The sequence below is a fragment of the Sedimentitalea xiamensis genome (genome assembly GCF_030164465.1).
Lineage (GTDB): Bacteria > Pseudomonadota > Alphaproteobacteria > Rhodobacterales > Rhodobacteraceae > Sedimentitalea > Sedimentitalea xiamensis.
On the sequence record NZ_JASNJE010000004.1, the window covers coordinates 223405 to 229988 of the forward strand.

Genomic DNA, 6584 nt, shown 5'->3' on the forward strand with positions numbered 1-6584 from the left:
TTATTGGCCAAGGTTAACGCCGTACGGGACAATGATTAAGGCGGAGAACGTAGAATGCGCATTTTGCTGGTCGAGGATGACCCCACCACCTCAAAAAGCATCGAACTGATGCTGACGCACGCAAACCTGAATGTTTACGCAACGGATCTGGGGGAGGAAGGCATCGATCTGGCGAAACTGTATGACTACGACCTGATTCTTCTGGATCTCAACCTGCCCGACATGAATGGCCACGAAGTGCTGCGACAGTTGCGCCTGTCCCGCGTGGAAACGCCGATCCTGATCCTGTCCGGGGCGGACGATACGGAAAACAAGATCAAGGGATTCGGCTTCGGGGCGGACGATTACCTGACGAAGCCGTTCCACCGCGAGGAACTGGTGGCGCGCATTCACGCGATCATCCGCCGGTCCAAGGGCCACTCGCAATCGGTCATCCATACCGGCAAGATCGCGGTCAACCTGGATGCGAAAACCGTCAGCGCCGAAGACCAGCCCGTGCATCTGACGGGCAAGGAATACCAGATGCTGGAACTGCTGAGCCTGCGCAAAGGCACCACCCTGACCAAGGAAATGTTCCTGAACCACCTCTATGGCGGCATGGATGAACCGGAACTGAAGATCATCGACGTGTTCATCTGCAAATTGCGCAAGAAACTCAGCATCGCGACCGGGGGCGAGAATTACATCGAAACGGTCTGGGGCCGCGGCTATGTCCTGCGCGATCCGCAAGGGGCACAGATGGACAGCCCGCGGCTTGCCGTCGGGGCCTGAGGCGGACGCCGCCGAAGACCGGACGATACCCGAATCCCGACCGGACCGCCGGACCGCCGTGACAGCGTTCTGGACCTGACGCCGCCCGCGCCCTATCACTGGCGGAAAGGCAGTTAGGGGCAGGGTCGTGCCGGAGAAGATCAAGGTTGCAGAGATGAACCGGGCGCAGGCAGAGGCCGAACTCGCCCGGCTGGCGCGGCTACTGGGCGACGCCGACACGGCCTATTACGTCAATGACGCGCCGGAATTGTCGGATGCCGACTATGACGCGCTGAAGCGCCGCAACAGCGAAATCGAAACCCGGTTCCCGGATCTCAAACGCGACGACAGCCCGTCCGAACAGATCGGCGCACGCGCCGCGGACGGGTTTTCCAAGGTCCGCCATGCCCAGCGCATGCTGTCGCTCGGCAATGCCTTTGACGAAGAGGACGTGGCGGCGTTCGACTCCGGCATACGGAAATACCTTGGCATGACCGGCGCGGACGAGCTCGTCTACACGGCCGAACCCAAGATCGACGGCCTGTCCCTGTCGCTGCGCTACGAAAACGGCCGGCTCGTGCAGGCGGCCACACGGGGCGATGGCGCGGTCGGCGAAAACGTCACCGCCAATGCCCGCACGATCGACGACATTCCCGAACGTCTGAACGGCGCGCCCGAGGTTCTGGAAGTGCGCGGCGAAGTCTACATGTCGCATCCGGATTTCGCCGCTCTGAACGAGAGACAAGCGGCGGACGGGGCCAAGACATTCGCAAACCCCCGCAACGCGGCGGCCGGTTCGCTGCGGCAACTGGATCCGGCGATCACCCGCCGCCGTCCGTTGCGCTTTTTCGCCTATGGCTGGGGCGATCTGTCCGAACCGCTCGCCGAGACACAGATGGGAGCGGTGTCCCGCCTCGCAAAGCTGGGCTTCGCGATCAACGACCTGACGGTCCGCTGCGCCGGACCGGAGGAGATGATCGCCCAGTACCGGCGCATCGAAGAACAGCGCGCGACGCTCGGCTACGATATCGACGGCGTCGTCTACAAGATCGACGACCTCGCCCTGCAGGCGCGGCTCGGGTTCCGCTCCACCACGCCGCGTTGGGCCATCGCGCACAAGTTTCCCGCCGAACTGGCCTGGACCCGTCTCGAGGCGATCGACATCCAGGTCGGGCGCACCGGCGCGCTCAGCCCGGTGGCGCGTCTCACGCCGGTGACGGTGGGCGGAGTCGTGGTGTCCAATGCCACCCTGCACAACGAAGACTATGTCGCCGGGCGCGACGCGCGGGGCGACGAGATCCGCGACGGCAAGGACATCCGCGTCGGCGACTGGGTGCAGGTCTATCGCGCCGGGGACGTCATACCCAAGATCGCCGACGTGGATCTGGCCAGACGCCCGGATGGCGCCGAAGTTTTCCGGTTCCCGACGGAATGCCCGGAATGTGGCAGCGCCGCAATCCGCGAAGAGGGCGACGCCGTGCGGCGGTGCACCGGCGGGCTCATCTGCCCGGCGCAGGCCGTGGAAAAGCTGAAACATTTCGTGTCCCGCGCCGCCTTTGACATCGACGGGCTGGGGGCGAAACAGGTCGAACAGTTCTACAAGGACGGCTGGATCCAGGAACCCGCCGACATCTTTACCCTGCCGGACCGATACGGAACCGGGCTGCAGCAGCTGCGAAACCGCGAGGGCTGGGGCGAGAAATCGGCGGCCAACCTGTTCGCGGCGATTCGCGGCAAACGCACCATTGCGCTGAGGCGGGTTATCTTCGCGCTGGGTCTGCGCCATGTGGGCGAAGCGGCCTCCGGCCTGCTGGCCAGCCACTACGGGTCCTGGCGGGCCTTCGAGACGGCGATGACAAAGGCCGCGGACATGGAGGGCGCCGATTGGCAGGAACTGCTGTCCATCGATGGCGTCGGAACCGTGTTGGCCACGTCGCTGGTCACCGCCTTCGCCCAGGACCGGGAACGCGCCTCGATCGACCGGCTGGTCGCGCTGCTCGACATCGAGGATGCGCGCCGGGCCGACACCGCCGGCAGTCCCGTGGCCGGAAAGACCGTGGTCTTCACCGGCACCCTGGAAAAGATGACGCGGGCAGAGGCCAAGGCGCGCGCCGAAGCCCTCGGTGCCAAGGTCGCAGGCTCTGTCAGCGCCAAGACCGACCTGCTGGTCGCCGGTCCGGGGGCCGGTTCCAAGGCAAAAAAGGCGGCCGAGCTGGGGATCGAAACCCTTGACGAAGACGGATGGCTCGACCTGATCGGGGCCGCATGAAGGGCCGGCCGGAACAGTTGTTCCCGCTGTTTGCCGGGCTCGAAACGCTGGACGGGATCGGGCCGAAAACGGCGCAGCTGCTCGGCCAACTGGGCGTGACCACGCCGCGCGATCTTCTGTTCTCCTTGCCCTATGCGGTGGTGGACCGGCGGCGGCGCGCCACGATCCGGGGGGCGGATCTGCCCGTGACGCTCACGGTCGAAGTCACCGTCGGCGCCCACAGGCCGCCGCGCACCCGTGGCGGCGCCTACCGGATGTCCGTCGAGGATTCGCAGGCGGATTTCCAACTGGTGTTCTTTCACGCGCGGGCCGACTACCTGAACCGCATCCTGCCGGTCGGCGCGAAACGGATCGTGTCGGGAAAGCTGGAATTCTTTGACGGCATGGCCCAGATGGTGCACCCCGATCACGTGCTGCCGGTAGCGGAGGCGGGCGAGATCCCGGATTTCGAACCCGTTTACCACCTGACGCAGGGTGTGACGCAGAAGACCCTGTTCAAGGCGGTGCAGGGCGCGCTGCTCAGGGCGCCCGCTCTGGCCGAATGGATCGATCCCACGCACAAGACCCGCGAATCCTGGCCCGACTGGGCCGACGCGATCCGCGCCGCCCATGCGCCGACGCGGCTGGACGATCTCAGCCCGTCCGCGCCGCCGAGGGCGCGCCTGGCCTATGACGAACTCATGGCGCATCAACTGACGCTGGCGCTGGCGCGGCGGCGTGAACGCAAGGCGCGGGGGATCGTCAGCGCCGCGACCGGCATCCTGCAGGGCAAGGTTCTGGAAACCCTTCCCTATGCGCCGACCGGCGCCCAGGCCCGCGCGATCGAGGAAATCGCCTCGGACATGGCGCAGCCGCAGCGGATGAACCGGCTGCTTCAGGGCGATGTCGGTTCCGGCAAGACGCTGGTGGCCTTCATGGCCCTGCTCGTGGCGGTCGAAGCGGGCGGCCAGGGGGTGATGATGGCCCCGACGGAAATCCTCGCCCGGCAGCACCTGGAAGGTCTGCGGCCCTTCGCCGAACAGGCGGGCGTGGTGCTGGAAATCCTGACCGGGCGCGACAAGGGCGGTGAACGCAAGGCCAAGCTCGCGGCGCTGAAGGACGGCGGGATCCACATGCTCGTCGGTACCCATGCGGTGTTCCAGCCGGATGTGGAATTCCGCGACCTGCGGCTGGCGATCATCGATGAACAGCACCGGTTCGGTGTGCGCCAGCGGATGGAACTGGCCGAAAAGGGTGTGGGTGCCGATGTCCTGGTGATGACGGCGACGCCGATTCCGCGCAGCCTCGCGCTGGCGCAATATGGCGACATGGACGTTTCGGTTCTGGATGAAAAACCGCCGGGCCGGGTGCCGGTCAAGACCGCCGTGGTCAGCACCGAACGCCTGGACGAGGTGATCGACCACCTGCGCCGCGCGATTGCCGACGGGCGACAGTGCTATTGGGTCTGCCCGCTGGTCGATGAATCCGAACTGGTCGATCTGACGGCGGCGGAAGACCGGTTCAAACGCCTGCGCGCGGTGCTGGGCGACGGCGTCGTGGGGCTGGTTCACGGCCAGATGCCGCCGGCGGAAAAGGACGCGGCGATGGCGGCCTTCCAGGCCGGAGAGACCAAGGTCCTGGTGGCGACCACGGTGATCGAGGTCGGGGTGAACGTGCCCAACGCGACGATCATGGTGATCGAGCGGGCGGAGATCTTCGGGCTGGCGCAGCTTCATCAGTTGCGCGGGCGGGTGGGGCGGGGCGACGCCGCCTCGACCTGCCTGCTGATGTATCAGCCGCCGCTGTCCGACAGCGGCCGGCGGCGTCTGGAGGTGCTGCGCGAAACCGAGGACGGATTCGTGATCGCCGAAACCGACCTCACCATGCGCGGCGCCGGAGACGTGATCGGCACCGCCCAGTCCGGCCTGCCGAAGTTCCGGATCGCGGATCTCGAACGCCAGGCCGGTCTCATGGCCGTCGCGCAATCCGATGCCCGCGCGCTGCTCGCGGCGGATCCGGACCTATCCTCCGATCGCGGGCGGGCGGCGCGGGTGCTGCTGTGGCTGATGCGCCAGGACGAGGCGATCCGCCTGATTTCCGTGGGTTAAACTCCCGGAACGGAAAGTTCACAAATGTTCCCAAAAAGTTCTTTACATTGGTTAAGAAAAGTGAGAACAAAGAGTCAACAAATGCTTAACGCTTGAGGAGGAACCCCCATGATGACCCAGTTCCGGACGGCGCTTCACCGGTCCCGCGACACGCTCCTGCAGGATGCCATCGGCGCCGGTGCGCTGGTCGTCATGCTTCTCGTCGGCCTGCATGTGCCGGCGTTCATCTGATACGCGTTTTCCTGTTTCTGCCTGCAATCCCGCGCCGGTCGCCCAGCAGTCTGTCCCGTCTGCGCATCAAGGGAGATCTGCCTGTCCCTTGCCCTTGCGGACCATGCCCCATGGTCCGGCGGGCGGCCGGACCCCACGCGGGAACGCACAGACTGCCGCCGCCATCCGCCCGGGATGCGCGGCGGTTTTTTTTAGGAAAGGTTAATTCAGATCAGGCGCAATGCGCCTGTTCGGCCTTTTCCATCGCTTCGGCCGCCGCTTCCAGCGTCAGCAGGATCGAGGCATGGCGGTTCTTGTAGTCCCGCGCGGGCAACAGGACTTCGAGCCCGTCGAAAGGCGCGTCCGGCACCGGCCCGTCCTGTTTCAGCATCGCTTTCAACTGGTCGCGGGCCTTTTCGACCTGCGCGCGGCTGGTCCCGACGATCGCGCCGCCCACCACCGCGGCAGAGGCCTGACCGAGCGCGCAGGCTTTCACGTCCTGGCCGAATTCGGACACCTTGCCGTCCGCCATCTTCACATCGACGGTGACGGTGGATCCGCACAGCGGCGCGCGTTTCTTTGCCGTGGCATCCGGCGCGTCCAGCCGATCCAGATGCGGGATGTCCGCGGCCAGCGCCAGGATTCGGGTCGAATACAGCTTGATCAGGTCGGTTTCGCCGGACATGGCTTTTCCTCTTGCGGTGTTCCCCATACATAAGGCTCCAACCCGCCGATGCAAAAGGTTTTCCGCCATGCCCTTCGATCCCGAGACCTTGGTCTATAACGACGCCGGTCTGATTCCCGCCATCGCCCAGGACGCCGAATCCGATGAGGTGCTGATGATGGCCTGGATGACGGCGGAGGCGGTCCGCCGAACGCTGGAGACGGGGCGCGTGACCTACTGGTCGCGGTCGCGCCAGGCGTTCTGGGTCAAGGGGGAAAGTTCCGGCCATGTGCAGGAACTGGTGGATTTCCGGCTCGATTGCGACCGGGATTGCCTTCTTGTCAGGGTCCGGCAGACCGGGCCGGCCTGCCACACCAACCGGCGCAGCTGTTTTTACACCGCGGTGCGGGACGGCGCGGAAATCGAACTCATGCGACCGGAGGACTAGGCGGCGTCTGCATTTAGCCGATCCATGCCATTGCGAAGCAAGATCAACGAACGCTTTGAATGAGCTGACGGTCTTTTCGCAGCGCAGTGCGATACGGCGGAATCGTTTGATCCGATTGAAGAAACACTCGACCAGATGGGGCTCCTTGCAGAGCCT

The 6584-nt window shown here is 65.3% G+C and carries 6 protein-coding genes and 1 pseudogene; 5 read left to right on the top strand and 2 right to left on the bottom strand.

The window, feature by feature from the left end:
- Positions 1–54 precede the first annotated feature (54 nt).
- The 4 genes from ctrA to QO034_RS05435 all read left to right on the top strand — a co-directional run bounded on the left by ctrA (position 55) and on the right by QO034_RS05435 (position 5337).
- Positions 55–771, top strand: coding sequence for a response regulator transcription factor CtrA (gene ctrA, locus QO034_RS05420; protein WP_284484486.1), 717 nt, complete (start codon positions 55–57; stop codon positions 769–771).
- A gap of 154 nt (positions 772–925) precedes the next feature.
- Positions 926–3019: an NAD-dependent DNA ligase LigA gene (gene ligA / locus QO034_RS05425; RefSeq protein ID WP_284484497.1), complete on the top strand. Its 2094-nt coding sequence runs from the start codon at positions 926–928 to the stop codon at positions 3017–3019.
- Positions 3016–5106, top strand: coding sequence for an ATP-dependent DNA helicase RecG (gene recG / locus QO034_RS05430; protein ID WP_284484498.1), 2091 nt, complete (start codon positions 3016–3018; stop codon positions 5104–5106). Before ligA ends, recG begins: the two co-directional genes overlap by 4 nt.
- Before the next feature lie 108 nt (positions 5107–5214).
- Positions 5215–5337 (top strand): hypothetical protein, encoded by a 123-nt coding sequence (locus QO034_RS05435; protein ID WP_284484487.1) that lies wholly within the window; start codon positions 5215–5217, stop codon positions 5335–5337.
- A gap of 211 nt (positions 5338–5548) precedes the next feature.
- Here the strand turns inward: QO034_RS05435 and QO034_RS05440 are convergent, their stop codons facing one another.
- Positions 5549–6001: an iron-sulfur cluster assembly scaffold protein gene (locus tag QO034_RS05440; RefSeq protein WP_284484488.1), complete on the bottom strand. Its 453-nt coding sequence runs from the start codon at positions 5999–6001 to the stop codon at positions 5549–5551.
- A gap of 67 nt (positions 6002–6068) precedes the next feature.
- On the opposite strand from QO034_RS05440, the gene hisI reads away from it, so the two are divergent.
- Positions 6069–6428, top strand: a complete 360-nt coding sequence (gene hisI, locus QO034_RS05445) for a phosphoribosyl-AMP cyclohydrolase (RefSeq protein WP_284484489.1) — start codon at positions 6069–6071, stop codon at positions 6426–6428.
- 13 nt (positions 6429–6441) lie between these two features.
- Here the strand turns inward: hisI and QO034_RS05450 are convergent.
- Positions 6442–6584 (bottom strand): annotated as a pseudogene (locus tag QO034_RS05450) (IS5-like element IS711 family transposase); the annotation flags it as partial.